The 26246-nt window shown below is 67.3% G+C and carries 23 protein-coding genes; 15 read left to right on the forward strand and 8 right to left on the reverse strand.

The features are described 5' to 3' along the window. Positions 1-125 precede the first annotated feature (125 nt). Complete coding sequence (locus ABZX86_RS33675; protein ID WP_327144909.1) at positions 126-596, reverse strand: nuclear transport factor 2 family protein; 471 nt, start codon at positions 594-596, stop codon at positions 126-128. A 45-nt stretch (positions 597-641) separates the two neighbouring features. On the opposite strand from ABZX86_RS33675, the gene ABZX86_RS33680 reads away from it, so the two are divergent. The 5 genes from ABZX86_RS33680 (at position 642) to ABZX86_RS33700 (ending at position 5119) form a co-directional block, all read left to right on the forward strand. Beyond that, entirely contained in the window at positions 642-1715 is a 1074-nt protein-coding gene (locus ABZX86_RS33680; RefSeq protein ID WP_355129424.1) for a dihydrodipicolinate reductase, read from the forward strand. After that, positions 1712-2203, forward strand: a complete 492-nt coding sequence (locus tag ABZX86_RS33685; protein ID WP_355129426.1) for a carboxymuconolactone decarboxylase family protein — start codon at positions 1712-1714, stop codon at positions 2201-2203. Before ABZX86_RS33680 ends, ABZX86_RS33685 begins: the two co-directional genes overlap by 4 nt. A 231-nt stretch (positions 2204-2434) precedes the next feature. Beyond that, positions 2435-3118: a PadR family transcriptional regulator gene (locus tag ABZX86_RS33690; RefSeq protein WP_355129427.1), complete on the forward strand. Its 684-nt coding sequence runs from the start codon at positions 2435-2437 to the stop codon at positions 3116-3118. Between the two features lie 193 nt (positions 3119-3311). Beyond that, on the forward strand, positions 3312-4316 hold the full coding sequence (locus ABZX86_RS33695) for an ATP-binding cassette domain-containing protein (protein WP_355129429.1): 1005 nt from the start codon (positions 3312-3314) through the stop codon (positions 4314-4316). Continuing rightward, positions 4313-5119, forward strand: a complete 807-nt coding sequence (locus ABZX86_RS33700; RefSeq protein ID WP_355129431.1) for an ABC transporter permease — start codon at positions 4313-4315, stop codon at positions 5117-5119. Before ABZX86_RS33695 ends, ABZX86_RS33700 begins: the two co-directional genes overlap by 4 nt. A gap of 7 nt (positions 5120-5126) precedes the next feature. On the opposite strand, the gene yaaA is transcribed toward ABZX86_RS33700, so the two are convergent. Continuing rightward, positions 5127-5870, reverse strand: a complete 744-nt coding sequence (gene yaaA / locus ABZX86_RS33705) for a peroxide stress protein YaaA (protein ID WP_355129433.1) — start codon at positions 5868-5870, stop codon at positions 5127-5129. A gap of 58 nt (positions 5871-5928) precedes the next feature. On the opposite strand from yaaA, the gene ABZX86_RS33710 reads away from it, so the two are divergent. Further along, a complete protein-coding gene (locus ABZX86_RS33710) occupies positions 5929-7686 on the forward strand; it encodes a proline--tRNA ligase (protein WP_355129435.1) in 1758 nt (585 codons plus the stop codon). A 78-nt stretch (positions 7687-7764) separates the two neighbouring features. Here the strand turns inward: ABZX86_RS33710 and ABZX86_RS33715 are convergent, their stop codons facing one another. From ABZX86_RS33715 to ABZX86_RS33725, 3 genes are all read right to left on the reverse strand, one after another. Next, positions 7765-9207, reverse strand: coding sequence for a three-helix bundle dimerization domain-containing protein (locus ABZX86_RS33715; RefSeq protein WP_355129437.1), 1443 nt, complete (start codon positions 9205-9207; stop codon positions 7765-7767). Positions 9208-9327: 120 nt separating this feature from the next. Next, complete coding sequence (locus tag ABZX86_RS33720; RefSeq protein ID WP_355129439.1) at positions 9328-9762, reverse strand: ferritin-like domain-containing protein; 435 nt, start codon at positions 9760-9762, stop codon at positions 9328-9330. Further along, positions 9759-10307: a hypothetical protein gene (locus tag ABZX86_RS33725; RefSeq protein ID WP_355129441.1), complete on the reverse strand. Its 549-nt coding sequence runs from the start codon at positions 10305-10307 to the stop codon at positions 9759-9761. Before ABZX86_RS33725 ends, ABZX86_RS33720 begins: the two co-directional genes overlap by 4 nt. A gap of 294 nt (positions 10308-10601) precedes the next feature. Here ABZX86_RS33725 and rimP point away from each other — a divergent pair, with 294 nt between their 5' ends. The 7 genes from rimP (at position 10602) to ABZX86_RS33760 (ending at position 17924) form a co-directional block, all read left to right on the forward strand. Next, on the forward strand, positions 10602-11270 hold the full coding sequence (gene rimP, locus ABZX86_RS33730) for a ribosome maturation factor RimP (RefSeq protein ID WP_355129443.1): 669 nt from the start codon (positions 10602-10604) through the stop codon (positions 11268-11270). Next, positions 11267-12295 carry a transcription termination factor NusA gene (gene nusA / locus ABZX86_RS33735; protein WP_327144921.1) on the forward strand — a complete coding sequence of 343 codons (1029 nt, stop codon included), beginning with the start codon at positions 11267-11269 and terminating at the stop codon, positions 12293-12295. The genes rimP and nusA overlap by 4 nt, the downstream gene beginning before the upstream one ends. 177 nt (positions 12296-12472) lie before the next feature. Continuing rightward, entirely contained in the window at positions 12473-12760 is a 288-nt protein-coding gene (locus ABZX86_RS33740) for a YlxR family protein (RefSeq protein WP_355129709.1), read from the forward strand. 108 nt (positions 12761-12868) lie between these two features. Further along, a complete protein-coding gene (gene infB / locus ABZX86_RS33745) occupies positions 12869-15991 on the forward strand; it encodes a translation initiation factor IF-2 (protein ID WP_355129445.1) in 3123 nt (1040 codons plus the stop codon). 140 nt (positions 15992-16131) lie between these two features. Further along, complete coding sequence (locus tag ABZX86_RS33750) at positions 16132-16422, forward strand: DUF503 domain-containing protein (RefSeq protein WP_327146468.1); 291 nt, start codon at positions 16132-16134, stop codon at positions 16420-16422. Positions 16423-16448: 26 nt separating this feature from the next. Further along, on the forward strand, positions 16449-16895 hold the full coding sequence (gene rbfA / locus ABZX86_RS33755; RefSeq protein WP_327144924.1) for a 30S ribosome-binding factor RbfA: 447 nt from the start codon (positions 16449-16451) through the stop codon (positions 16893-16895). Positions 16896-16928: 33 nt separating this feature from the next. Beyond that, the gene (locus ABZX86_RS33760) at positions 16929-17924 is read left to right on the forward strand and encodes a bifunctional oligoribonuclease/PAP phosphatase NrnA (RefSeq protein ID WP_355129448.1); all 996 of its coding nucleotides are present in this window, start codon (positions 16929-16931) and stop codon (positions 17922-17924) included. 94 nt (positions 17925-18018) lie between these two features. Here ABZX86_RS33760 and ABZX86_RS33765 read toward each other — a convergent pair whose 3' ends face one another. From ABZX86_RS33765 to ABZX86_RS33775, 3 genes are all read right to left on the reverse strand, one after another. Beyond that, entirely contained in the window at positions 18019-19875 is a 1857-nt protein-coding gene (locus ABZX86_RS33765) for a PQQ-binding-like beta-propeller repeat protein (RefSeq protein WP_355129450.1), read from the reverse strand. 210 nt (positions 19876-20085) lie between these two features. Next, positions 20086-21651 (reverse strand): DUF4139 domain-containing protein, encoded by a 1566-nt coding sequence (locus tag ABZX86_RS33770; protein ID WP_355129452.1) that lies wholly within the window; start codon positions 21649-21651, stop codon positions 20086-20088. Between the two features lie 62 nt (positions 21652-21713). After that, the gene (locus ABZX86_RS33775; protein ID WP_355129454.1) at positions 21714-22748 is read right to left on the reverse strand and encodes an alpha/beta hydrolase family protein; all 1035 of its coding nucleotides are present in this window, start codon (positions 22746-22748) and stop codon (positions 21714-21716) included. Positions 22749-23004: 256 nt separating this feature from the next. On the opposite strand from ABZX86_RS33775, the gene ABZX86_RS33780 reads away from it, so the two are divergent. Both ABZX86_RS33780 and ABZX86_RS33785 read left to right on the forward strand, forming a co-directional pair. Then, positions 23005-24423, forward strand: a complete 1419-nt coding sequence (locus tag ABZX86_RS33780; protein ID WP_355129456.1) for a condensation domain-containing protein — start codon at positions 23005-23007, stop codon at positions 24421-24423. Then, positions 24420-26147 (forward strand): MFS transporter, encoded by a 1728-nt coding sequence (locus ABZX86_RS33785; RefSeq protein ID WP_355129458.1) that lies wholly within the window; start codon positions 24420-24422, stop codon positions 26145-26147. The genes ABZX86_RS33780 and ABZX86_RS33785 overlap by 4 nt, the downstream gene beginning before the upstream one ends. Positions 26148-26246 lie beyond the last annotated feature (99 nt).

The following is a 26246-nucleotide window of genomic DNA, read 5'->3' on the forward strand; positions in this document are numbered from 1 at the left end:
GATAGTGCTGCCGGCCGAACGAATTCGGCCGTGCGCACCACTATCGTGTGCGGCACCGACAGGCGTTAACCGCTAGGTGAACACGCAGAGGGTAAGGCGCTCAGTGCTTTTCCCGTCCGGGAAGATCAGTTTCCGGCCCACCGATTGGCGGTGATCTCGTACCCGGGCAGGCCCGCGGTGGACACCTTGGACTCGTAGATGCGCACATAACCGGTGCTCGTGATCCGCCAGATGCCGTCCTCGCGGCGGTAGGTGTCGTTGTAGTACGCGGCCCCGCGGATCAGCAATTGATAGTCGGGGACTATGACCGTGTCCTCCAAACACCAACTGCCGGTGGCGGTATCACCGTCGACCTCGATCTCCGGGTGATTGGCCACGTGCACGGTGATGATGTTCCCGCTCAGCGCGCCCTGCATATAGTCGACAATCTGGTCCCGACCTGCGAATTCGAGCGGCATTCCGCCCGAGGGCGAACCGTAGGAACCGATCACATCGGTGCTGAGCGTCTCGCCGAAATCCTTCCACTGCTTGAGGTCCAGCGTCCGCAGATAGCGGTACTTGAGGGTGCGAATCTCCTCGACTGCGTTCAAATCCATAGTGAATTGGACCACGACCAACCAAGCATTTGCTACCCTCCCGAAATGATTCCCACCCTGGTCTGGGGCACCGGCAATGTCGGCCGTGCCGCCATCCGCGCGGTGGCCGCGCATCCGGCGCTGAAATTGACCGGCGTGCTCGTGCACAATCCGGCGAAGGTGGGCCGCGATGCGGGCGACCTCGCCGGGCTCGACACCGAACTGGGCGTGGCGGCGACCGGCGATATCGCCGCCGCGCTCGCCTCGGGACCGGGCGCCGTGGTGTACGCGGCCTCGGGCGATATCCGGCCCGACGACGCCCTCGCCGACATCCTGCGCGCGCTGCGGGCGGGCGCGGTGGTGGTGACACCCGCGCTGTACGCCCTCTACGACCAGCGCAATGCCCCGGCCGAGCTCCGTGAACCGGTGCTCGCCGCGATCGCCGAGGGCGGCGGCTCACTGTTCGTCTCCGGCGTCGATCCGGGCTGGGGCAACGATGTGCTGCCGCTGCTCGTGAGCGGGCTCGGCAGCACCGTGGATGTGGTGCGCTGCCAGGAGATCTTCGACTACACCACCTACGACCAACCCGATTCGGTGCGCTATCTGGTCGGCATGGGCCAGCCCATGGACTACGACCCGCCCATGCTCATGGCCTCGGTGCCGACCATGGTGTGGGGCGGGCAGATTCGGCTCATCGCGCGCGGGCTCGGCGTCGCGGTCGAGGAGATTCGTGAGGTGGTCGAGCGCCGCCCGCTCGAAGCCACCGTCAGCACCGAGCTCATGGGCGAGTTCGAGGCGGGCACCCAGGGCGCGATCCGCTTCGAAGTGCAGGGCATTGTCGACGGCCGCCCGCGCATCGTCATCGAGCACATCACCCGCATCCACTCCTCCTGTGCCACTGATTGGCCGCTGCCGCACAGCGGCGCCGGCGCGCATCGCGTGATCATCGAGGGCCGCCCGCACATCGAGGTCACCATCCAGGCCACCGATGAGGACGGCAATCACTCCGCGGGCGGAAACGCCACCGCCGTAGGCAGATTGGTCGGCGCCATCGACTGGCTCGTGGCCGCCGAACCCGGCCTCTACGACGCCCTCGACATCCCCCTGCGACCCGGCACTCTCGGAAGGAACCAGCCGTGATCATCGACATTCCCGAAGGCAAGGACCCCATCGGCTACGTCTGGGGGGAAATGGTGCCCGGCATCGGCACCGCTGCCGCCGCGTTCTCCCTTGCCGTCTACTCCCACACCACGCTCGGACTGCGCGAATTCGAGGCCGCCCGCCTGCGTATCGCGCAGATCAACGGCTGCCTGTTCTGCCTGGACTGGCGCACCGACCGCAATGGCGAAAAGGTCGACGAGTCCTTCGAACAAGATGTCACGGACTGGCGCACCACCGAATCCTTCGACGACCGCACCCGCCTGGCCGCCGAATACGCCGAGCGCTACGCCCTCGACCACCACAATCTCGACGACGAATTCTGGACCCGCATGTTCGCGGCCTACTCCCAGGCCGAAGTGGTGGAACTGTCCATGTGCCTGGGCTCCTGGCTCGCCTTCGGCCGGCTCAACCACGTCCTCGGCCTCGATGCCGTCTGCGTACTCCCCGGTCATCCCGCGGGGCAGTAAGCAGCCGATGAGCGGCGCCGTCCGGCCCTACCTGGACGGCGCCGCTCACCTTTCTCCGGCGGACCGGACTCCGTGCAGGTGTGCATCCACCCGCCTCGGCGTCGTGACGTCCGCCGCTACCGCCTGATTCGCTGTGCGGTTTCGCTCCGGTTCGCCTCTTGCTGAGCCGTTTCCGCGGGGATACTCTGGTGAGAGTAATTAATACTCTGGTCAGAGTATGCGGAGGTGGGCATGGCTGGGAAACGGGCGTTTCGGCGTGTCAATCCGTTGTCGCTGGCGGTGCTGGTGCAGCTGTGGGAGCGGCCCATGCATCCGTATCAGATGTCGCAGACGTTGAAGCAGCGCGGCAAGGACGACAGTGTGCGGATCAATTACGGTGCGCTGTATGCCGTGGTGGAATCGCTACTGCAGCAAGGGTTCATCGAGGTTGTCGGGGCCGAGCAGGAGGGGAATCGGCCTGCGCGCACCGTGTACCGGATCACCGATGACGGCATTGCCGAAATGCGGGACTGGTTGCGCGAGTGGGTGTCCGAGGCCGAGAAGGAATATCCGCGGTTCATGGCGGCGCTGTCGTTTCTGCCGGTGCTTGGCCCGGATGAGGCCGCCGATCTGCTGAATCGCCGAATTGCCGTGCTGGACAAACGGATTGCCGCGATCAATGACAGCAAGATCGCCACCGAGAGCTGGCTTCCCGAACTGCTCATTGTCGAGGGACTCTACGAGCTCCGGATGCTGGAGGCGGACCGGGAATTCACGGCCGGCCTGGTGGCCCGCATCCAGGCGGGCGAGCTGGGCGGGATCGCAGGCTGGCGGCAGATGTACGAACTGTCGCAAAGGTTTCCGGGCGGCCGGATACCGCCGGAGGAGAGCGACAAGCTCATGAAGGAATGGGGGTTACCGACACCACCCACGTGATCGACCATCCCGATCCACGACAACGGCCCGGGTGCGCTAACACCCGAGCCGTCGCCGGATCCGAACGATCGGCGGCACAGACCGCTGATGCTCGAACTGCACTCACAGCATATCTGTCGGTCTCGCGGTCGTTCGAATCCCGAACCCTGAGGACCGAACCATGTCTTTTACCTCCCACCCACCGTCTACAGCCATGCCCGCAGTCGAGGTCAGCGACCTCGTCAAGATCTATCCGGGCGGCCGGCGCACCCCGGAAATCCGGGCGCTGGACGGCCTGAACTTCGCCATTGCCGCAGGCACCGTCTACGGCATGCTCGGGCCCAATGGCGCGGGCAAATCCACCACCACCAAAATCTGCACCACCCTCGCCCGCGCCACCTCGGGCACCGCGCGGGTGGCCGGATTCGATGTCCGCACCGATGCGGACGCCATCCGCCATCGCATCGGCTATGTCTCGCAGGGCTCGGGCGCGGACCCGCGGCAGACGCCCTTCGAGAATCTCGTCATGGCCGCCCGGCTGCACGGGATCTCCCGGCGCGACGCCCTCGGGCGCGCCGCCGGTCTGCTCGAACAGTTCCAGCTCACCGAGGCGCGGGATCGTAAGGTGGCCAAGCTTTCCGGCGGCATGCGGCGCAAGCTGGACGTCGCCGTGGGGCTGGTGCACACGCCGTCGGTGCTGTTCCTCGATGAGCCCACCACCGGACTGGACCCACAGGCGCGCGCCGAAATGTGGTCCGAGATACGGCGATTGGCCACCGAGGCGGCACTCACCGTGGTGCTGACCACGCACTATCTGGAGGAGGCCGATGAGCTGTGTGACCGCCTGGTCATCATCGACCACGGCCGCGCCGTCATCGAAGGCACACCGGCGCAACTGAAGTCGACACTCGATGGCGATACCTTGACCGTGGAGCTCATCGAACCCGATATCGCGGCGGTACGAGCTGTGGGCGAATCGATTCCGGCACTGCGCGATATCGTGGTCGAGACGCACGGGCCCAATGGCCGCATGATCGCCCGGGCCGATGATCCGTCCACCGTCGTGGGCCGGGTGATCTCCGAATTCGACTCCGCCGCCATCCGTTTCGGGGCGGTGTCGGTATCGCGTCCGACGCTCGACGATGTCTACCTGCACTACGCGGGCCGCTCGTACCGGTCCGGCGCGACCGACGGCACCCGGGTGGAGGTGGCCGCATGACCACCGTGGATGCCTACGAAACCCGTTCTGTCGGCTGGCTGGTCGTCGCCGGTCAGATCTTCCGCCGCTGGTCGCTCAATACCCTGCGTGAATCCTGGGGCGTGGCCGCCGCACTGCTGCAGCCCATCGTCTGGATTCTCCTGTTCGGCCAGGTCTTCAAATCGGTCGGCAGCATTCCGGGATTCGGCTCGGCGAACTACATCACCTTCCTGGCGCCGGGCGTCCTCATGATGACCGTGCTCTACTCGGGTGTGTGGGCGGGCACGTCCTATATCGAGGACATCGACAACGGTGTGATGAATCAGCTGCTGACCGCGCCGATTTCGCGCACCGCGGTGATCGCGGGCCAGCTCGCCGTCCAGCTCGTCATCGGCCTCGTGCAATCGGCGCTGGTGCTCGGCATCGGATTCCTCGGTGGCGCACGGTATCCCGGCGGCCTGACCGGAATGGTGCTCGCGCTCGCCGCAGCCACCCTGCTGGCGGCGATCTTCTGCGCCGGATCGGTTGCGCTCGCACTGACCGCGCGCAGCCAGATCGCCCTCATCGGAATGTCGCAGCTGATCATTCTGCCCGCGACCTTCCTGTCCTCGGGCATGATGGCCACCGCCCTCATGCCCGGTTGGGTGCAGGGCATTTCGAAGTTCAACCCGGTGTCCTGGGCCGTCGATATCGGCCGCAGCGGACTCGCGGGCACGGCCGACGCGGGATTCGTGGCCGCACACCTGGGCTACCTGCTGGCGCTGGCCGCGCTCGCGTTCTGGTGGGCCGTCTCCGCCTTCCGGAGTTATCAGCGCACGCAGTGAAATTCGGCTAGGTGAGTACGAGAAGTTCGGTCGGCGAAGCGATTTCGATGCGCAGGCCGAACTTCTCGGCAACCCGCGCCAGGCCGTTGATATCGGTCGGCTCGGAACGGGCGAGGACCAGCGCACGGGCCAGCAGGCCCTTGTGATGTTTATTGAAGTGACTCACGACCGTTCGGCTGCCGTCGGGACGCTCGGTGAGCACGGCGGCGGTGATCGCACCGGGGATGCGGCCCAGATTCTGGTAGGTGCCCGAACGCAGATCGACGATCAGCTGCCCGTCGGTCTCCTCGCGCAGCGCCTCCGGCAGCACCTGCTTCCACACCGATTGCAGCGTCGGCATCCCGGGCAGCTTGGAACCACCCGAAAGCCGGTACGCCGGAATCGGATCGCCCGCCCGCACCACACCGAACAGCGCCGACCCGATGGCCAGCCGCGCATTGGCCTTGGTGCGCTGCGCCGTGGTGAAGCACGCGGCATCGAGCGCGTCGTAGAGCACGCCGGTGTACCGGTCCAGCGCCGCCCGGGTCGGCGAGGTGCGCAGCGCGGCATTGCGCGCGATCTCCGCGTCAGCCCCCTTGCCCAGAGCCAGCGCGGACCGCGAGGCCTCCGGGTCGGCGGCCAGTTGGATCAACTCGGTGACAAGCTTGTCGCGGACCGCTGTGAGCTGCGGCATCGCAAGGGCATCCAGGTCCAGTGGACGGCCCGAGCCACCGTCGGACTTGGTTTCTGAGGGAGGCAGCAGCACCAGCACAGGCGAACACGGTAATGCCTTGTGAGCATCGGCTCAGCAGCGGCTAGTCTGTGGAGCCGTGATCACCCGCCTCTCCCACCTCTTCCTGCGCACCCTGCGCGACGATCCCGCCGATGCCGAGGTGCCCAGCCACAGGTTGCTGGTCCGCGCCGGATACGTGCGCCGCATCGCGCCCGGCATCTACTCGTGGCTGCCGCTCGGCCTGCGCACACTGCGCAAGATCGAGAATGTCGTCCGGGAGGAAATGGACGCCATCGGCGCCCAGGAGATTTCGCTGCCGGCGCTGCTGCCGCGCGAACCGTACGAGACCACCAACCGGTGGACCGAATACGGCGACGGCCTGTTCCGGCTCAAGGACCGCAAGGGGCAGGACTACCTGCTCGGCCCCACCCACGAGGAGCTTTTCGCGCTCACCGTGAAGGGCGAATACAACTCGTACAAGGACCTGCCGGTCACCCTGTACCAGATCCAGACCAAGTACCGCGATGAGGCGCGTCCGCGCGCCGGCATCCTGCGCGGCCGCGAATTCATCATGAAGGATTCGTACTCCTTCGACCTCGATGAGGACGGGCTCAAGAAGAGCTACAGCGCGCACCGCGAGGCGTACCAGAAGATCTTCGAGCGCTTGGGCGTGTCGTATGTGATCGTGGCCGCCACCTCCGGCGCCATGGGCGGATCCGCCTCCGAGGAGTTCCTGGCCGACAGCCCCGTCGGCGAGGACACCTACGTGATCTGCCGCGAATCCGGTTATGCCGCAAACGTCGAGGCAGTGATTACCGCCGCACCCCCGGAGATCCCGCTCGAAGGCCAGGCCGAGGCCGTGGCGCACGAGACCCCCGGCACCCCGACCATCGCGTCGCTGGTGGAGTGGGCGAACAGTGCGGGCATCGCCGAGCAGCTGGGCCGCCCCGTCACCGCCGCGGACACGCTGAAGAACGTGATCGTCAAGCTGCGCTACCCGGACGGCAAGACCGAGATCCTCGGCGTCGGCATTCCGGGCGACCGCGAGGTCGACGAGAAGCGGCTCGAGGCTTCGGTCGAACCCGCCGAGGTGGAGCTGCTCGGCGATGCCGACTTCAAGGCCAATCCCTTCCTGGTGAAGGGTTACATCGGCCCGAAGGCGCTGCTGGCCAATGGCGTTCGCTACCTGCTCGACCCGCGCGTGGTCTCCGGAACCGCCTGGATCACCGGTGCGGACGAGCCGGGCAAGCACTACGTGAACCTGGTCGCCGGGCGCGACTTCGTCGCCGACGGCACCATCGAGGCCGCCGAGGTCCGGGACGGCGATCCCTCGCCCGACGGCCGTGGCGTCCTGGAGGCCGCGCGCGGTATCGAGATCGGCCACATCTTCCAGCTCGGCCAGAAGTACACCGACTCCTTCGAGGTCGACGTGCTCGGCGAGAACGGTAAGCCGGTGCGCCTGACCATGGGCTCCTACGGCGTCGGCGTCTCCCGCATGATGGCCGTCATCGCCGAGCAGATGCACGACGAGAAGGGCCTGCGCTGGCCCCGCGAGGTCGCGCCGTACGACGTGCACGTGGTCATCGCCAATAAGGACGACGGCGCGCGCGAGGGTGCGGAACAGATTGTGGCGGAACTGAACTCGCAGGGTCTCGAGGTGCTCTTCGACGACCGCAAGGCCTCCCCGGGCGTCAAGTTCAAGGATGCCGAACTGCTCGGCATGCCGCTGGTGGTCGTCATCGGCCGCGGCTGGGCCGAGGGCAAGCTCGAGCTGCGCGACCGCTTCGCCGGCACCAGCGATGAGCTCCCGGCCGAATCGGCCGTGGCGTCCATCGTCGCCAGGGTGCGCGGCTGACCTGCCGATAGCGAAACAGCAAGCCGCGCATCACATTCGGTGATGCGCGGCTTCGCTTTTTCGACCAGATGTTGTCACTCAGTTGTAGGCCCTGGCGACATCGTCGAGCAGATGCTCGAGGGTGTCGTAATCCGGTGGATCGACCACATTGACGAGGTTCGTGTCCACCGGAACCTGGTGCTCGGCGGTGACTTTCGTGAACAGGCTCGGATCGTTGGGCCGGAAGCCGTGTTCGGCTGCGAGCCGTTGCAGCTCCGGATCGGTGGTCAGCAGCTTGCCGATCCGATCGCCCTTGTCGTTCAGCGGCACCACCGTGTGCTGGGACAGCACGGTCGGCTTCGGGTACATCAGCACCATGTCGGGCTTCAACTGCCCGTGCACGGCGGCGTCCACGTACTGGGCTTCGTAGACCCAGGCCATCGGCACCGGGCCCATGCCATTGGCGAGGTAATCCTTGAACGGTCCGTCACTGCTGGACTCGGTGTAGCCCTGACGGGTGAAAAGGCGCGAAATGCGGGACACCGCATAGTCTTCGGCCTTGGTCCCGCGAACGATGGTGTTGTCATTGGCCACGTAGGCGGTCACCGCCAGGTACATCGCGGCGGAGTTGGACGTCCGCGGATCGGTGGTGGACACCAGCACATTCTTGCGGACCGGATAGACGGTATTACCCGCCAGCTGATCCCACTGCGTGCCCTGCTCGGCCAGGGCGAGGTACTTCTCGACGTCGAATGTTGTTGTCGCGCCGGGCGCTACGATGCCTGCCTGGGTCAGCAGGTCCGCGATCGGCTTGAAGGTCGCGATGACCATGGGGGAGGCGAACGGCGTGTACTTGCCGCTCACTCCGCGCTCGCGCTGGATGCGCTCGGCGGCCGCCGCACTCGACGGAAAGGCGAAGTCGTACTTGGCCAGATCCACCGAGGTGGAGATCTGCCGCGATCCCGCCGGATCGACCTGCACCTGCAATCCGTGCTTGGCCAGCGCCTGCGCGACCTGCGGATCGTCGAAGAACGCCATCTTCTCCGAGCCGACCACACCGTGCACGGTCGTCAACGGCACCGGTCCGGTGCTCACCGGCCCCGAATCCGGCTGCTGCACAGCGACAACAGCCACCACCGCGATCACCGCCAGCACGGCGCCCACGCCGATCAGCACGGTCCGGCGCGGTAGGGCAGCCGACCGTCCGCCCAAACCCCGCGCGGCCGAACCCCATCGGTCCAAGGTGTCGAACAGATGACTACCGGCCGAATTCGAATTGTCACCCAATGGAATTGCTGTCGTATTCGCTGAAACCGATTGTTCGATATCGGGTTCCGCCGCGGCCGGATCCAACTCCCGCCGCGCAATTCGCTCGATCAGAATGGGAACGAAATCCCGCACCGAATGCCCGTCGAACCGCCGCCGCACCGTACCCACCACGGCCTCGACACGTTCCTTCGAATGCGCCTCGCCATAGTCGTCTACCAGGCGATTCGTCAGCGCACGCAGTGCTTTTTCTTCCCGGGCAGTATCGACCGCCACAGTCTCTCCTCGACTCACATCGGAATTGATTGCGCGGCAGGGATAATGCACCTGGCCACGTCGGTCCGACCTTACCGGTATTCACCGACGAGTTCGGACCGAGCGAATCGAGAAGAATTGTCAGGGCTGGCCCGGAAAGGCGACCGTGATCGGGTTGGCGCCGAGGATGGACTGCCAGGTGGCCAGTCGCACAGCGGTTTCGGTAAGAGCGTCGAGAGCGATGTGCCGGATCTCGGGGGTGTCGGCCCGCTCCACCGCGGACCGCCATGCCGCCGCCGTATCGGACTCGACGGTCACCGCGAGTTTGGCGGCCGGAATCGGGTCGTCGACCACGAACGGCGTCGTATAGGCGGCCGCGGGCGCCGGGGCGTTCGCACCGAGCGACTTCAGGGTGTCGACGGTCGCATCCCGCCGGGCCCGGTGCGCCGCAGTGGATTCGGCGACGAGTTTGTCGCGGTCGTGATTGGCGAAGGCGGCAATGATGCCGTACGCGTAGACGGCGGCGTACTCGGCGCTCAACGCATCGGTGAGCGCCTGCTGATCAGATGTGGTCATGCGAGCAGGACCCCCGCGTGGGTGGCGCAGGCGGCGCTGATCGAACCGAGCAGGCCGGCGCGATAGCCGGTGAGCGTGACCGCCAGGTCGGCGGCGGCGCGCTGGGCCTGAGTCAGGTTGGTGCGCAGCTGATTCACCGACGGCGGCGGCACCGCGACGGTGGGGGTGACCGGCGCGACCCGGCGGCTGGGCGTGGTGCCGTCACCGTAAACGCCTATGGCGCGGTCGATTTCGGTGCGCAGCGCATCGGCGTGCGCGCCGCGCTGGGTGGCGATCGTCTGCAGTGCCCCGGCCTGCGTGGGGTTGACGGCAATGGCCGCGCTCGCGACGGCGGCATCGGTGCGGGCCGACAGTTCCTGTGCCAGCAGCGGATCCGGAGGCTCGGGGGTGTCGTCCTTGGCGCAGGCGGTCAGCGTGCCGACGGCCGCGACGGCGAAGACGCCGCCACCGGCCAGGCGCAGTACGGCACGGCGGTCCACGGTGCGAACGGAGGGCTCGGGCGTGAGCGGAACGCCGCCTGTTCGGCGGCTCTGACTGCGGGGCACGGGTACATGGTGCCAGCCGCCGGAGCGTGCCCGCCGCGTCAGGGCCGTCCGATAGGCTGTGATCTCGATCGATATGCCACCGGAATGGGCGCGTCGGCACTGGACACGCCGCCGTTCCGGTAGCGCCGACCATGCCGAAGTAGCGACCATCGGCTGGTCCTTTACACTCTTTCCGCGCGTTACGCTAGACCTTCGGTGCGCTAATTCGCCGAACTCTGGACAGCACCACCGCCGCACCGCACAGCCGCACCACACAATCGCAACCCGTGACAACTGAACCAGGAGCCGCCCCAGATGCCGATGCCGACCGAGGAAAGGGTGAGCCAGCTCGTTGCTGGACTCGTCGAACGCCGGGGATTCGACCTCGAGGGCGTTTCGATTTCGGCCGCCGGTACCGCGCATGCCAAGGTGAAGGTGACAGTCGACAGTGACGAGGCCGCCCCACTGAACGCCGTCGCAGAGCTGAGCTCGGAAGTTTCCGCGGCGCTCGACGAGGCGGGCGACTTCGGCGAGACCCCCTATCTGCTGGAGGTCACCACCCCCGGTATCGATCGACCCCTCACCGAGCTACGCCACTGGCGGCGCGCCCGCGGCCGCAAGGTGAAGGTCACGCTCCGCCCGGGCGTCGAATCTCCGGAGGAGAAGGGCAAGGCCCGCTTCGAGGCTCGCGTGGGCGCCGCCACCGAGACCGAGGTGGCACTGGTCCTCGGCGGCAAGCGGAAGCCACACCGGGTGACGGTGCCGCTGGCCGGAATCGAGTTCGCCGTGGTGCAGGTGGAATTCTCTCCGCCGGGCATCGCCGAACTCGAGCTAGCCGGGGGAGTCGCACCGGGTCGTCCGCGGCCGGGTGCGCAGGAGGTGCCCCTGGACGAGGGCGCGGCAGACGAAGCGCCGGACGACGAAGCACCTGAAGACGAAGACGAAGCAGTATCCGATTCACCGACCGAAGGGATCGTGGAATGAACATCGAAATCGAAGCCCTGCGCGCGATTGTCGCCGACAAGGGGATCTCGATGGAGACCGTGATCTCCGCGATCGAGTCCGCGTTGCTCACCGCTTATCGGCACACCGACGGCCACGAGGCCAACGCCCGCATCGACATCAACCAGAAGACCGGTGTCGTACGGGTGATGGCCCGCGAGGTCGACGCCGACAGCAATGTCATCTCCGAATGGGACGACACCCCAGAGGGTTTCGGCCGCATCGCCGCCACCACCGCCCGCCAGGTGGTGCTGCAGCGGCTGCGTGATGCCGAGAACGAGAAGTCCTTCGGCGACTTCGCCACCCATGAGGGTGACATTGTCGGCGGAGTGATCCAGCGCGACGCCCGCATGAACGCGCGCGGCACCATCGTGGTGCGCATCGGCAGCGAGGCGAACGGCACGGAGGGTGTCATCCCGCCCGCCGAGCAGGTGCCGGGCGAAACCTATGAGCACGGCGATCGCATCAAGTGCTACGTGGTCGGCGTCTCGCGTGGTCCCCGCGGCCCGCAGATCACCCTCTCGCGGACCCACCCGAATCTGGTGCGCCGCCTGTTCGCGCTCGAGGTGCCGGAGATCGCGGACGGTTCGGTCGAGATCGTGGCCGTGGCCCGCGAGGCCGGGCACCGCTCCAAGATCGCGGTCCGCTCCACCGTCTCCGGCGTGAACGCCAAGGGCGCCTGCATCGGCCCGATGGGTCAGCGCGTGCGCAATGTCATGAGCGAGCTGGCCGGCGAGAAGATCGACATCATCGACTACGCCGAGGATCCGGCCACCTTCGTCGGGAATGCGCTCTCCCCGTCGAAGGTTGTCTCCGTCACGATTGTCGATCCCGACGCCCGCGCGGCGCGGGTTGTGGTGCCGGACTTCCAGCTTTCGCTGGCGATCGGCAAGGAGGGCCAGAATGCCCGCCTCGCAGCACGTCTCACCGGCTGGCGTATCGACATTCGCAGCGACGCGGCACCCGATGTGGCGGGGTCGGTGCGTTCCGAAGCGCACCGGAGCTGACCCACGGGCGCCACACCGGGGTTGATCTTGTAGCACGAATCGGCCCCGGTAGGTCCCGAGATTTGTGAAACAGACCCCGCGGATGACAGCTTGGTAACTTCCCAGGGGTACGGATGCGGAGATCGGGACATGTCAGCGGTAGAGTGGAAGAAGGCTCAGCGCGAGTCTCCGGCTGCTTTGTGCGTCCGGCGGGTGCAATCAAGATCAGCACCTGTGCGGACCTGCATCGGATGCCGGAAACAAGTGCTAGCCGCTGAACTATTGCGGGTCGTGGCGCAGGAGACTGTGGTTGTTCCCGATCCGAGGCGTAGACTGCCCGGAAGGGGTGCCTGGTTGCACCCCTCTTCGCTTTGTCTGAGCCAAGCAGTTCGGCGCCGAGCATTCGGCAGAGCACTACGAGTGTCCGGACATCTGGATATCTCAGCCCTGGAGCATTACGTAGAGAACAGGCACGAGCACTCATGAGCACACCGTGAAGCACCAACGATGATCGACCATCGGAATTAATCTGGGGTCGTGCGGGCCTCCCTTCCCAAAAGGGTTGTCGCGCTCGACCTCTCAGTGAGGAGAGCAGTGGCAGGCAAGGCCCGCGTGCACGAGTTGGCTAAAGAACTCGGTGTCACGAGCAAGGAACTACTCGCAAGGCTCAAGGAGCAGGGCGAGTTTGTGAAGTCCGCGTCGTCGACGGTGGAAGCACCCGTCGCACGTCGCCTGCGGGAGTCCGTCGCCCCGAAGAGCACCCCGGCGAACGGTTCCGCAAAGCCGGCCGCCGGTAAGCCCGGCGACCAGGCCCCGCGTCCGGCTGCGAAGCCGGCCCCCGGCGCATCCTCGGGACCTCGTCCCGGTGCGCCCCGTCCGTCCGCTCCGGCCCCGGCAGCCCCGGCTCCGGCAGCGCCCAAGGCTCCGGCCGCATCCGAGCAGGTCGCCCCGGCGGCCAATGCCGAGGCGTCGGGACCGCGTCCCGGTGCGCCCCGTCCGGCCGCACCGGCTCCGGCTCCCAAGCCGGCCGTGCGTGAAACCCCTGCTCCCGCAGCAGCTTCCGAGGCTCCGGCCGCGGCTGCCGCACCGCAGCAGCAGGGTCAGCGCCCGACTCCGGGCGCACCGCGTCCGGCCCAGCCGGCTCCTGCCGCCGAGGCGCGTCCCGCGGCTGCGCAGGCTGCCACTCCGGCACCGAGCGCGGCTCCGCGTCCGGCCGGTCCGAAGCCGGGTCCGAAGGCCCCGCGCGTCGGCAACAATCCCTTCTCCTCCGCTCCCGAGCGTCCCGCGCCGCGTCCGGCTCCGGGCCAGGCTCAGGGTCAGGGCGGCGCTCGTCCGGCCCCCGGCCAGAGTGGTCCGCGTCCCGGCCCCGGCCCCGGCCAGAGCCCGCGTCCCGGTCAGGGTGGCCCCCGTCCGGGTGGCGCCCAGGGCGGCGGTCGTCCGGCTCCGGGTCAGGGTGGTCCGCGTCCGGCCGCAGGTCAGGGCGGTCCCCGCCCCGGTGGCCCGCGTCCCAACCCCGGCTCCATGCCTCCCCGCCCGAATCCGGGTGCCATGCCCTCGCGTGCCGCACGTCCGGCTCCCGGCGGCGGTCGCCCCGGTGGTCCGGGTCAGGGTGGTCCGCGCCCCGGTGGCGGCGCAGGTCGTCCGGCCGGCGCCGGTGGTCCGTACCGCGGTGGCCAGGGCGGCGCCCCGGGTACCGGTGGTGCTCCGGGTGCCGGTGGCGGCGCAGCAGCGGGTGGTTTCCGCGGGCGTCCCGGCGGTGGCGGCGGTGGCCGTCCCGGTTCCGGTGGTGGCCGCGGCGGTGCCGCGGGTGCGTTCGGTCGTCCGGGTGGCGCGGTCCGCAAGGGCCGTAAGTCGAAGCGGGCGAAGCGCGCCGAATACGAGAGCATGCAGGCTCCGGCCGTCGGCGGCGTGCGTCTGCCCCGCGGCAACGGCGAGGTCATCCGCCTCGCCCGTGGCGCCTCGCTGTCCGACTTCGCCGACAAGATCAACGCCAACCCGGCCTCGCTGGTCCAGGCATTGTTCAACCTCGGTGAGATGGTCACCGCGACCCAGTCGGTGAACGAGGAGACCCTCGAGCTGCTGGGTTCGGAGATGAACTACGTCGTGCACGTGGTCTCCCCGGAGGACGAGGACCGCGAGCTGCTCGCCAACTTCGACCTCACCTACGGCGAGGACGAGGGCGACGAGGACGATCTGCAGTTCCGTCCGCCGGTCGTGACCGTCATGGGCCACGTCGACCACGGTAAGACCCGACTGCTGGACACCATCCGCCAGGCGAACGTCCGCGAGGGCGAAGCCGGCGGTATCACCCAGCACATCGGCGCCTACCAGGTGCTGACGCATGTCAACCAGCTCGATCGACTGATCACCTTCATCGATACACCGGGCCACGAGGCGTTCACCGCCATGCGTGCCCGTGGTGCGAAGGCCACCGATATCGCGATCCTCGTGGTCGCGGCCGACGACGGCGTCATGCCGCAGACGGTGGAGGCCATCAACCACGCGCAGGCCGCGGATGTGCCGATCGTGGTGGCGGTCAACAAGATCGATAAGGAAGGCGCGAATCCGCAGAAGATTCGCCAGCAGCTGACCGAATACGGTCTGGTCGCCGAGGAGTACGGCGGCGAGACCATGTTCGTCGACATCTCGGCGAAGCAGGGCACCAATATCGAGCAGCTGCTCGAGGCGGTCGTCCTCACCGCGGACGCCACCCTGGATCTGCGGGCGAACCCGGACATGGACGCGCAGGGTGTGGCCATCGAAGCCCACCTCGATCGCGGTCGTGGCCCGGTTGCCACCGTCCTCATTCAGCGCGGCACGCTGCGCGTCGGTGATTCGATCGTGGCGGGCGACGCCTACGGCCGAGTGCGCCGCATGGTCGACGAGCACGGCGAAGACGTCGTGGCGGCGCTGCCGTCGCGGCCCGTCCAGGTCATCGGTTTCACCTCGGTGCCCGGCGCCGGCGACAACCTCCTCGTTGTCGAGGAAGACCGCATCGCTCGCCAGATCGCGGACCGTCGTAATGCGCGTAAGCGCAATGCGCTGGCCGCACGCAGCCGCAAGCGCATCTCCCTGGAAGATCTGGATGCCGCTCTGAAGGAGACTTCGGAGCTGAACCTGATCCTCAAGGGCGACAACTCCGGTACCGTCGAGGCCCTCGAAGAGGCGCTGCTCGGTATCGATGTCGGCGAAGAGGTGCGTCTGCGCGTCATCGACCGCGGTGTCGGTGGCGTCACCGAGACCAACGTCAACCTGGCGTCGGCGTCGAACGCGATCATCATCGGGTTCAACGTCCGGGCCGAGGGCAAGGCGACCGAGCTGGCGAACCGCGAAGGCGTGGATATTCGCTACTACTCGGTCATCTACCAGGCGATCGACGAGATCGAGAAGGCCCTCAAGGGTCTGCTCAAGCCGATCTACGAAGAGGTCGAACTGGGCCGGGCGGAAATCCGCGCGATCTTCCGTTCGTCCAAGGTCGGCAATATCGCCGGTTGCTGGGTCACCTCCGGGTCGGTCAAGCGCAATGCCAAGGCGCGCCTGCTGCGTGACAACGTGGTTGTCGCCGAGACGGTCACCATCTCCTCGCTTCGTCGCGAGAAGGATGACGCCACCGAGGTCCGCGAGGGCTTCGAATGCGGTATGACGCTCACCTACAACGACATTCGTGAAGGTGACATCGTCGAGGCGTACGAGCTGCGCGAGAAGCCGCGCGACTAGTATGTGCAACGACCTGCCGGGACGGGAGCGATCCTGTCCCGGCAGGGTTGTGTACCAATAGATTCCGACGCACTCGTGCGCACGCCGTGGAGCGCGTCGGCCATTCCAGGTAAGTGCGTGCGCATTACATGACTGAAAAACTGTTTGTGGGAGCGCTCGAGTTCGACATACTTCTCGGCGACGTACATTCGCTGAAGGAGAAGCGCTCCGTCATCCGCCCGGTCATCGCCGAGCTGATCAAGTTCGGTGTGAGCGCCGCAGAAGGCGGCGATCACGATCTGTACCGGCGTACGTTGCTGGGCGTCGCGATGGTCGGTGTGGGAATGGACCACCTGACCCAGGTGCTGGACAAGTGTGAACGGCACGTGGCAGCACGCCCGGAGTTACAGTTGCTGGCGGTACGCCGCCGCGTCTTCGGACCCGAAGACTGAATCTAACCAGTGAGGAGGGCACAGCCATGGTGGATCAAGCCAGGGCACGCCGACTCGCCAAGCGGATCTCCTCGATCGTGGCCACCGCGATCGAGTACGAGATCAAGGATCCGCGACTGCGGTTCGTCACCGTCACCGATTGCAAGGTGACCGGTGATCTGCGAGAGGCCACCATCTTTTATACGGTGATGGGCGAAACGCTCGACACCGAGCCCGATTACACCGAGGCGTCGGCCGGACTGGAGAAGGCCAAGGGCATTCTCCGTTCCAAGGTCGGCGCGGGTACCGGCGTGAAGTTCACGCCGTCTCTGGCGTTCAAGCTCGATACCGTGCCCACCGTCGCGAAGGAGATGGAGGAGTTGCTGGCCCGGGCCCGCGACGCCGACGCTCGTGTCGCACAGGTCGCGGTCAATGCGACCCACGCCGGCGACGCCGACCCGTACAAGGTCGACGACGATAAAGACGAAGACTGACCTGCGGATCTTCTGCGGGGGAGGAGACCGCCGGTGACTGAACCGGTCGATCTGGCCGCGGCGGTGTCGATACTCGACACCGCCCGATCGGTCACGGTGCTGAGCCATGTCCAGCCCGATGCCGACACCATAGGCAGCGGGCTGGCTCTGGCGCAGGTGCTGCGACGGCGGGGCGTGCCGGTGCAGGTGTCCTTCGCCGAGCCGTCGGAGCTGCCGGTATCCATGCGCGGGCTGCCCGGCACCGAACTGCTGGTGCCGGCGAAGCAGGTCGCGCGTGAGGTGGATGTGCTGGTCGCGGTGGACTGCGGCAGTGCCGGTCGGCTGGGCGCGCTCGCGGACCGTCTCGGCGGCGCCCGCGTCAGTCTCGTACTCGATCATCACCGCTCGAACACCCGCTTCGGCATGGTGAACGTCATCGACGAAAACGCCGAATCCACAGCAGGTTTGGTCGCCCGGGTGCTGGACGCCTGGGGTGAACCCATCGACCGCGACGTGGCGCACTGTCTCTACGCCGGACTGGTCACCGATACCGGCTCGTTCAAATGGGCCCGGCCCGGCTCGCACGCGCTCGCGGAGCGCTTGCTGGCCACCGGCATCGACGGCGCCGGGATCACCCGGACCCTCATGGACACCCACCCCTTCGCCTGGCTGCCCATGCTGTCGCGGGTGCTCGCGTCGGCGGAGCTGGATCGCGAGGCCGCGAACGGTGCGGGCCTGGTCTACGTCTTCGTCCGCCGCGAGGACACCGTCGGCGTGCGTTCGGAGGAGGTCGAGAGCATTATCGACCTCATCCGCACCACCTCCGAGGCCCAGGTGGCGGCCGTCTTCAAGGAAACCCGCAGCACCTCCGGACAGTGGACGGTCTCCCTCCGCTCGCACGACAGTGCCGACGGCTCACCGGGAGTCGACGTCGCCTGCGTCGCAGGAGCTTTGGGCGGCGGCGGCCACCGCTACGCCGCCGGCTACTCCACCACCGGCAGCCCCGATGAGCTCATCGAGAACCTGACCCGACAGCTCGCTCAACCCTGAATCCGGCTGTGGCCCCTGCGATCGCCCCGCCGGGCCCATCGAGCACGCCACTCGCGAGATTCACTGCCGCCTGAATGGCGCGCGGTCCGGGCGATCACCCCACCGAGCCGAAACCCACCAGCTCCGCGGACTGATCCTCTACGCACAGTGCCAGTATCGCGCCGGGCGCGGCCATAAGCCGCGTGAAGTCACACGTGTGGTTATCGGAGGCGATCGGCCGGTCCGTTGCCGGTCCGCCATTGTCGCGGCTCCAGGACTGCAGGCTGGATCGGGGATTGCTCTTGGTGCTGCCGTAGCGGAATACGGCGACGATTTCCGCCGATAGGAACAGCAGCGGGCTGTCGTAATCCGGCTCAGGCCCGGTCAAAGTGTATTTTTCGGCGCCCTCGGGGAGTTCGAGGACGGGGAGACGATCGTGGTTGTAGCCATCATCGGTGTGGGTCGATTTGTCGACCAGCGCCTCGGTGCCGGCTTGGTCGCCGCCGATGGGCATATAGTCTTTCTCGTCGGTGACCGGTGTGGTGGCGAATTGCTGGGGCATCGCGAAGACGATTTGGTGTGTGTCGTTCATTTCGAGCCACCATATGACGAGGACACCGCCGAACCGTTTGATAGACGCCACCGACTCCGGCGCGTTCGTCTCTGCGCTCCTGCCGACTTCGCGTGTCCCGATCACTACACCCGTTCGGGCGTCCCGGACTGTCGAGGTGAACCAGAATTCGCTGTGATTCGTGCAGCGGGAGATCTGATACACCACAGTTTCGGTGGCGGCGACGTCGGACTTGGACGGTTTACAGTCCGGAGTGGTCGTATCCGTTGACCACAGCCGAAGCCCGCTGCGCGAGTCGTACCCCGCGATCCGGTTGTCGCTCACCAGGATCAAGGCCTCGGAATCGGTCCGGAGCTCGCTGCCGGGGAACTCCCACGACACTCCGGGCACAGTGTCGCGGGTGAAATCCGAACCCTGCCAGAGGGTATCCCCGGTCGAGGCGTCGAAGGCGATCCAGCCCAACTGATCCCACAGCGCGAGGACTATCGCTCCGTTGTCGAGCGGCCGCAGTGTTCGCGGTATGTAGGCCGGGCCGAACCGGCCGTCGCGTTCGACGTTCCGTCGCAGGTAGTGCCATCGGGGCAGGCCGGTCGAACCGTCGTAGGCCGTCAAACCCTGCGCCGAGGCGATGACGAATCCCGCGCCCGCGGGCACCACGTCATCGGCAGCCGTTTCGCCGAAATAGTTGGGCGCTATCGGAATCGGTATCCGGTAGCGCTCCGCGCCGAGCCGGTCCGGTACAGCCGCAGACTCCGTCCGGGATGCTGTCGTATGCTCTATATTTCGCTGATCATCACCCAGGCGGACGGCAGCGACAGCGACGCCGGCCGATACCAGCATCCCGGTCGTCAGCAATAGAGCGAGTACCTGTATCGGCAAGGTGCGGGTGTGTGCGGGTCGAAGCGCGATCGGCACGAACAGTACCGTTCCGGCGACCAGCACACCGGCGGCCGCGATCGCGGTGGGCAGCATCTCGAAAAGCTGGTACTCGAAACTGATCAGGCGGTATGCCTCGAGCAGATGATAGTGCACTGCCATGAATGGCAGCACGACTACCGCACCGATCGTCGATAGCGCGACGAGGGCGTTGAGCCCCAAATAGCTGTCCCATCGCCGCACCACGCGGACCATGACGACCGCCACCGTGACCAGCATCGCGATTCCGGTCAGTACGGCCGCCGTGGCGAGGTAACCGGGGAGCACCGAGATCTCCACCCCCGGGCCGGCGGTGAACCAGGCTCCGCGGTCCAGCCACTCTTTGTGCAGTGATCGTGTTGATGCGAAGCAGCGGCTGTAGACCGCGAGTGCCGTCCCGCCGACGATCAAACCGGCCCCCAGTGCGCCCGCCGCCGCAGCAATCCGTGACAGCCACTTGCGCAGCGCCTCAACGCCATTGACCATGTCGCCCCCCGTGCTCCGACGTTCCGCGAGATCAGCCTAGTGTTCGCAGATCGAGCTGTCCGATGGGTACCCCTTTGCGCGGCGTAGACAATTCGCTAAACCTGCGCACCATCATTCGCCATGTCGCGCCCTGCTTTTCAGCGCTGCGTCGCGGTGAGGTGTTCGCCGACGGCAGTACGTGACACTGCCGTCGGCGAACGGGGGGAATGGTCAGTCGTCGAGGCCGTAAATGGTGACGCCCTTGGCGGATTCGACTCGGTAGCCGAAGGTGATGGTGGTGTCGGCCTGGGGGGCCAGGGCGGTCTTCCAGGTGAGGACGCCGAGTTCGTCGCGGTCGGCGGGCTGGGGCTTGGCGGTGGTTTCGCGGACGGTGATGGCGGCGTCGCGGGATACGGGGAGGCGGTCCAGGACTGTCACTGTGGCGGGGCGGGCGCCGTGGTTGCTGATGGTGATGGTGTATTCCACCTCGGTGCGGCGGGTCGATCCCAGCGTGGCCTTGGTGGCATTGCGGCGCACCAGTTCTCGTTCGACACGGATGCGGTCGTCGACGCCGAGCGCGAGTTCGCGCTCCTCGCCGGGAGCCCAGGTCTCGAGGTCGGTGGCGCCGACGTATTCGGTGTCGTGGAACAGGGCCGCGCGGCCGGCGGGCAGCGTGTGCTCGGAGGTATTGCGGGCCGTCGCGCGCAGCACCGCCTCCAGCGACCGCACCGGCGCGGTCACGTGATCGAGCTGCGCTTCCAGATCGAGGGCCGTGATGACGGTGCGGTGCGAGGTGCCGTCGGACGGCACCGCGACGGTGCGCTGCGGCGTATAGGTCGCCGCAGTGACGCCCTGTTCGACGGTGGCGACCGACTCCCGCATCCGAGGGGCGGGCATGGCGGCGGCGGGCATTGCGCCGCCGGGCGCGCCGAAGCTGACCATATCGGCGCTCATATCCGCGGACCCCGCCATGCGGGAGGCCTTGCGGTACACCCGTGCGGGCGGCGCTTCGGCGGTGATGAACCACGGATCCAATTCGGGGACGTCCAGCGCCTGCGCCGGGCGGGCGGTGGAGAGCTGCAACCGGCATTCGGGCCAGTCCTCGCCCGTGCTCTGCAGCACCAGTCCGAACCAGCGCAGCGTCAGCCCGGTCTCGCCGAGGCGCAGATCGTAGGTGCTGTACCAGCTCGCATTCGGCACCACATAGGACACCTCGAGGTCCACGGTCACCGGTTGTGCGGCATCGACGGTGATCACCGCGACCGTGATATCGGTCCGGTCCTTTCCGCGCAGGTCCGCCAGTTGCCGCTCGAGGGCCTGATGTTCGCGAATGTGCTCCTGCCGCAGCCGTTCCCGTTCGCGTCGTGCGGCGTGCACGGCCCCGTACTGCGCTTCGAGGCTGTCGGCGAATTCGATGACGCGGTCCTCATCGGCCTTCGCCAGCCGTTCGGCGGACTGCTGGGCGAGCCGTTTCAGGAATGCCACCCGAGCCTCCGCGGCGCGGTCGGCGTCGGCGAGCTCGGTCATCGCGGCGTCCAGCGTGCGCATGCGGGCCAGCAGGTCCGCGACCTGCTCGTCACTGGTCGCCGCCTGCCGCTCGGTGACGATATCGACCCCGAGCACCGTCACATCGCCCTGTCCGGCCACCCGGATCGAATCGTGCAGCAGGCCGGTGGGCAGGGGCGCCACCCGTATCCGATGCTCGCCCGCCACCAGATTCGCCTTGCCGGATCGGGTCACGCGGGCTCGGTCCGGGTACACGGTGACCGCGGTGATGGCGGTTTCGAGTTGGGTCATGTGCCCAGCCTGCCTCGAGTGCCCGATTCGGTGTAGGTCTTTTTGCTGCGGCGCGGTGTTGATCACCCGTGCAGCGCGCGGGCGAACAGGGGCCAGGAGTCGTGCAGATCCTGCTGCCAGTAACCCCAGGAGTGGGTTCCGGCCGGGCGGAGGTTGAAAGTGGCTGGGATGCCCAGGGTTTGGAGACGGTCGCGGAGCGCCAGCGCGCACTGATCGGTAATGGCTTCGAGCACGCCGCCGCTGGTGAGCTGGCCGACGAGTTTTGCTGCGCTGCCGTGTATTCCGGGCCCGTCGAGAGTGTCGAGTGGGCCCGGGAGTCCATTGCCGGTCGAGACGTAGACGGCTGTGCCGCGGAGCCGGTCGGCATGCAGGTAGGGGTCGTTGGCGGTCCAGGCCGGATCACCCGGTGGGCCCCACATATTGGCGGGATTGCCATGCCAGCGCAGCACCACGGCATCGACGAAGGCCTGGCCGATGGGGTCGCTGGTGCGGGCGCAGCCGCTGTAGGAGCCGATGGCGCGGTACCTGCCGGGTGCGTCGAGCGCGAGCTGGAAGACCGAGGTGCCCGCCATGGAGATGCCCGCGACGGCGTTCGCGCCGCTGCCGTTCAGCGCCGAATCGATAATGGGCGGCAACTCCTGGGTGAGAAAGGTGCTCCACCGCACCCGGCCCAGCGCGGGATCATCGGTCCGCCAATCGGTGAAGTAGCTGCCACTGCCGCCCAATGGCACGACCACCGTGACCTGCTTGTCGCGGAAGAAATCGACGATATCGGTCTGATCCGTCCAACTGCTGGCATCGGAGCCGCCGGCGGCGCCGTTGAGCAGGTAGAGGGTCGGCGCGGGAGACGAACCATCCGGTGCGCGAAGGACTTTCAGCGCGATATCGGCATCCATGGCGGTGGAGTGCACCCGCATGTCGAGCAGGCCGCCGGAGTCCTCGGTCACCGCGATCACGCCGGAACCGTCCGGTGCCAGGTGTGCGGCCGCCAGCACCGCGGCCGGTGGCGCGGGCTCCGCTCGTGCCGGAGCCGCGACACCCAGCCAGGGCAGCGCGAGGGCGAGTGTGAGCGAGACGAGCGGGACTGCTGCCTTCACCCGAGACCTCCGATCGTCTGGAGTGGAGCCGGTCGGCTGGTCACGTTAGGACCAAAGCAATGCCGCGACAATGAATGTCGCGAAGCTTTGGGAGACCGTCCGGTCGACGGCACACAGGCTTGGGAATGATCACAGACTTTCGGCGCGGCGCTGGTCAGGGTGCCGCCGCGTGCCGTTCACTCGAAAACCTGTTACCCCCGGACACATGATTCCGGCGGTGACGCGTGGTTCTCAGCTGTAGGAATCGAGGGTCATCATGGTCGCATTCGGTTTGTTCGACGACTGGCATCCGGAGCCGGGCCGGCTCACCACCTGGACCGCATCGCCGCAATCGCGGGCGGCGGTGCGGCGGGCGCCCGCGCACGACGTGGGCCCGTCGTATCAGCAGGAGGCGTATCTGCGGGCGGCACAGCGTAATGACGTTGCGGGATTACGGGTTTCGCGAATATGCATGATCTCGTTCGATATTCCCGGAGTGCCGGACCAGCGGGCCATGACTGCCACGGTGAATGCGTTCCTGCGCAGGCACGACACCTTTCACAGCTGGTTCGCGCCGGAGCGCGGTGAGTGGTTCGTGCGCCATGTGACGGATCCGGCGGATATCGATTTCACGCCTGCCACGTACGGTGAGTTCACCGATCTCGGCGCGCTGCGCGAACGGGTGCAGGCCGAGACGCCGGGCCCCTTCGAATGGGATTGCTTCTCCTTCGGGATCATCGAGCGTCCCGGTTCGTTCACCGTGTACGCGGCCGTCGATCATCTGCACACCGACGGTGTGGCGCAGGCGCTCTCGTGTGTGGAACTGCTGCTGCTGTACGGCACCGAAATATCCGGTGGCACACTGGCTTTGCCGCCGGTCGACGGTCATATCGGCTACTGCGCCCGGGAGCGCCGCCTCAACGGGCAGCTCACCCTGGAGTCGGCCGCGGTCGCCCGGTGGGTGGAGCTGTTGCGGCGCAATGACGGTCAGGTGCCGCACTTCCCGCTCGATCTGGGCGCGGACGGCGGCTACACCCGGGGTGCGCAGCTCACCATTCCGCTGCTGAGCGAGGCCGATATGCTGCGCTTCGAGCAGGTGTGCGAGGAGCACGGCGGCCGATTCTTCGGCGGCTTGTTCGCGGCGGTCGCGCTCGCGGAATTCGAATTGACCGGTAGGGAAAGCTATTTCGGCTTCACCCCGGCCAACACCCGATTCCTGCCGGGGGAGATGGACTCGGTGGGCTGGTACACCAATCTCATTCCGGTGGTGGTCCCGGTGGAGTCCGTGGACACCTTCACCGCGCTGGTGGCGGCGGCACAGGAGGCGACCGAGCGGGCCCGGGACCTCACGGATATCTCACTGCACCGGGTGCTGGAGCTGGTCACGCCCGACCTCGGCATTCGGACCCGCCCGGGTTTCGCGGCGCCCATGGTGTCCTACGTCGATGTCCGGAAAATGGCCGGTGCGGAGATGTTCGACGCGATCAAGGGCGGGCTGTACGGCAGCGACGGCAGCTCCGGTGAGGTCTTTCTCTGGGTCAATCGCATGAACGATGTGACCACCCTGACCCTGCTGTTCCCCGACACTCCGCAGGCGCACGCCTCGGTCGACCGGTATGTGCAGAAGCTGGTCACCATCGTCACGACGGTGGCCGCCGACGGGGACTACGCGGTCCGGGTCCCGGCGCTGTCATGACCGTCCGGGAATCGGACCGGACCGGCGACGCGGGCGCCACGAGATCTCCGGGGGCGTGGATTGCCCTGTCGGCGTGCCTGATCGCGGTATTCATGCAAATGCTGGACCTGACCATCGTGCATACCGCCATGCCCGCGCTGGCCCGGGATCTCGGGGCGAGCTCGTCCGCCGAACTACTCATTGTCAGCGCCTACGGCCTGACCTTCGCCTGCGCCCTGCCGACCGCCGCCCGCATAGGCGACGTGCTCGGCAGGCGGCTCGTCTTCCCGGCCGCCCTGGCCGGATTTGCCGTCGCCTCTCTCTGGTGCGGAATATGCTCCAGTGCAACGGAATTAGTGATGGCCCGAGCCGTGTCGGGCATAGCCGCCGCCCTGGCCTCCGCCCAGACCATCGCCATCATCACCGCCGCGTTCCCGCAGCAGGCGCGAGCCACCGCCTTCGGCCTCTACGGCGCGGTAGCCGGCCTTGCCGGCATGACCGGACCCACCCTCGGCGGCGCGCTGATAGACGCGAACCCGCTCTCCCTGGGCTGGCGAGCCGTTTTTCTGATCAATATCCCGCTAGCCGGAGTTGCTGTGGCCCTGGCGATTCGGCGCGCACCGGCAGAGAGCTCGGTAGCAGAGGCCGCGCACGCCAACGGGGACTCCACACAGCCGAGTAGGGAGTCCGGGCGATCGGCGGACCGGCTCGGATCAGGGGAGAGAAGCCTCGGGCGGCGAGCAGCGGGCCGCGGGCTCTTGCCGGGAAATCCCGGGCGGCCCGAGGGAGCTGCCAGGCATTCGGCCTACCTGCCGGGGATGCCGGTTGGGTATGCCGCGCACGCTGTTTCGGAAGCAGGGCAGCCGGTGGCGGAGTGTGCGCGCTCGGGTGCTGCCGCAGTGGTCGGGGAGGATGTGTACTCGGGTGCCGCTGCGGGGGCGGTGCGACGGCTTGATGTGTGGGGGGCGGTGCTGTCGGCTGCGGGGCTGGGATTGCTGGTTTATCCGCTGACCTATGGACGGGAGTTGGGGTGGCCACCGGGGATGTTCGTATTGCTGGGGCTTTCGGGGCCGGTGCTAGCGGTATTCGTAGCCGGGCAGCGGCGGCGGGTGGACCGGGGGTTGGAGCCGCTGGTGCGGCTGGAGTTGTTTGCTGATCGCGGGTTCGGGGTGGGGGCCGTGCTCATGGCGGTGTTCTACGGGGTCTTCACCGCGTTGCTGTTCACGGTGTCGGTGACGACACAGTCGGGGTTGGGCTGGTCCGCGTCACATACCGGGCTGGTCATGTTGCCGTTCGCGGTCGGTGCGGTCGCCGGGGCGCTGTCGTCGCCGATGCTGGTGTCGTGGTTCGGAAACCGGGCGCTGACCCTCGGAGTGACGGTGTTCGCTGTCGGGTTGGGGGCGATAGCGAGCACCGTGCACGCGGCAGGGGCCGGGTTGGACATCCGAGAATTGGTGTGGCCGGTATGCGCGGCCGGTGCGGGTATGGGCTGGTTCGCCGCACCGCTGCCGCCGTTGATGATTGCCGGAGTGGCCGATCGTGCTGCCGGATCGGCGTCGGGGATCGTGCCGACGGTGCAGCAGGTCGGCAGTTCGGTGGGGGTGGCCGTGCTGGGGATGGTGTTCTTCGCCCGGGTCGCGGCGCAGTCCTATCTCGCCGCGCTCACCACCGTGCTCTGGATCATGGCCGGAGTATCCGCGCTACTCGCCGTGCTCACACTCGCGCTGCCCGGGCGGCGGACATGAACACCGGGCCGCAGCAGCAGGAGACTGCCGCCGGAGCGGATGCGCCGCAGCGGGTCGCAACCCCTGCCGGCGGGAAGGCAGCGCGGTCGGCAGCTGGTT

Origin of the sequence: Nocardia sp. NPDC006630, assembly GCF_040611495.1 — a bacterium.
Classification (GTDB): domain Bacteria; phylum Actinomycetota; class Actinomycetes; order Mycobacteriales; family Mycobacteriaceae; genus Nocardia.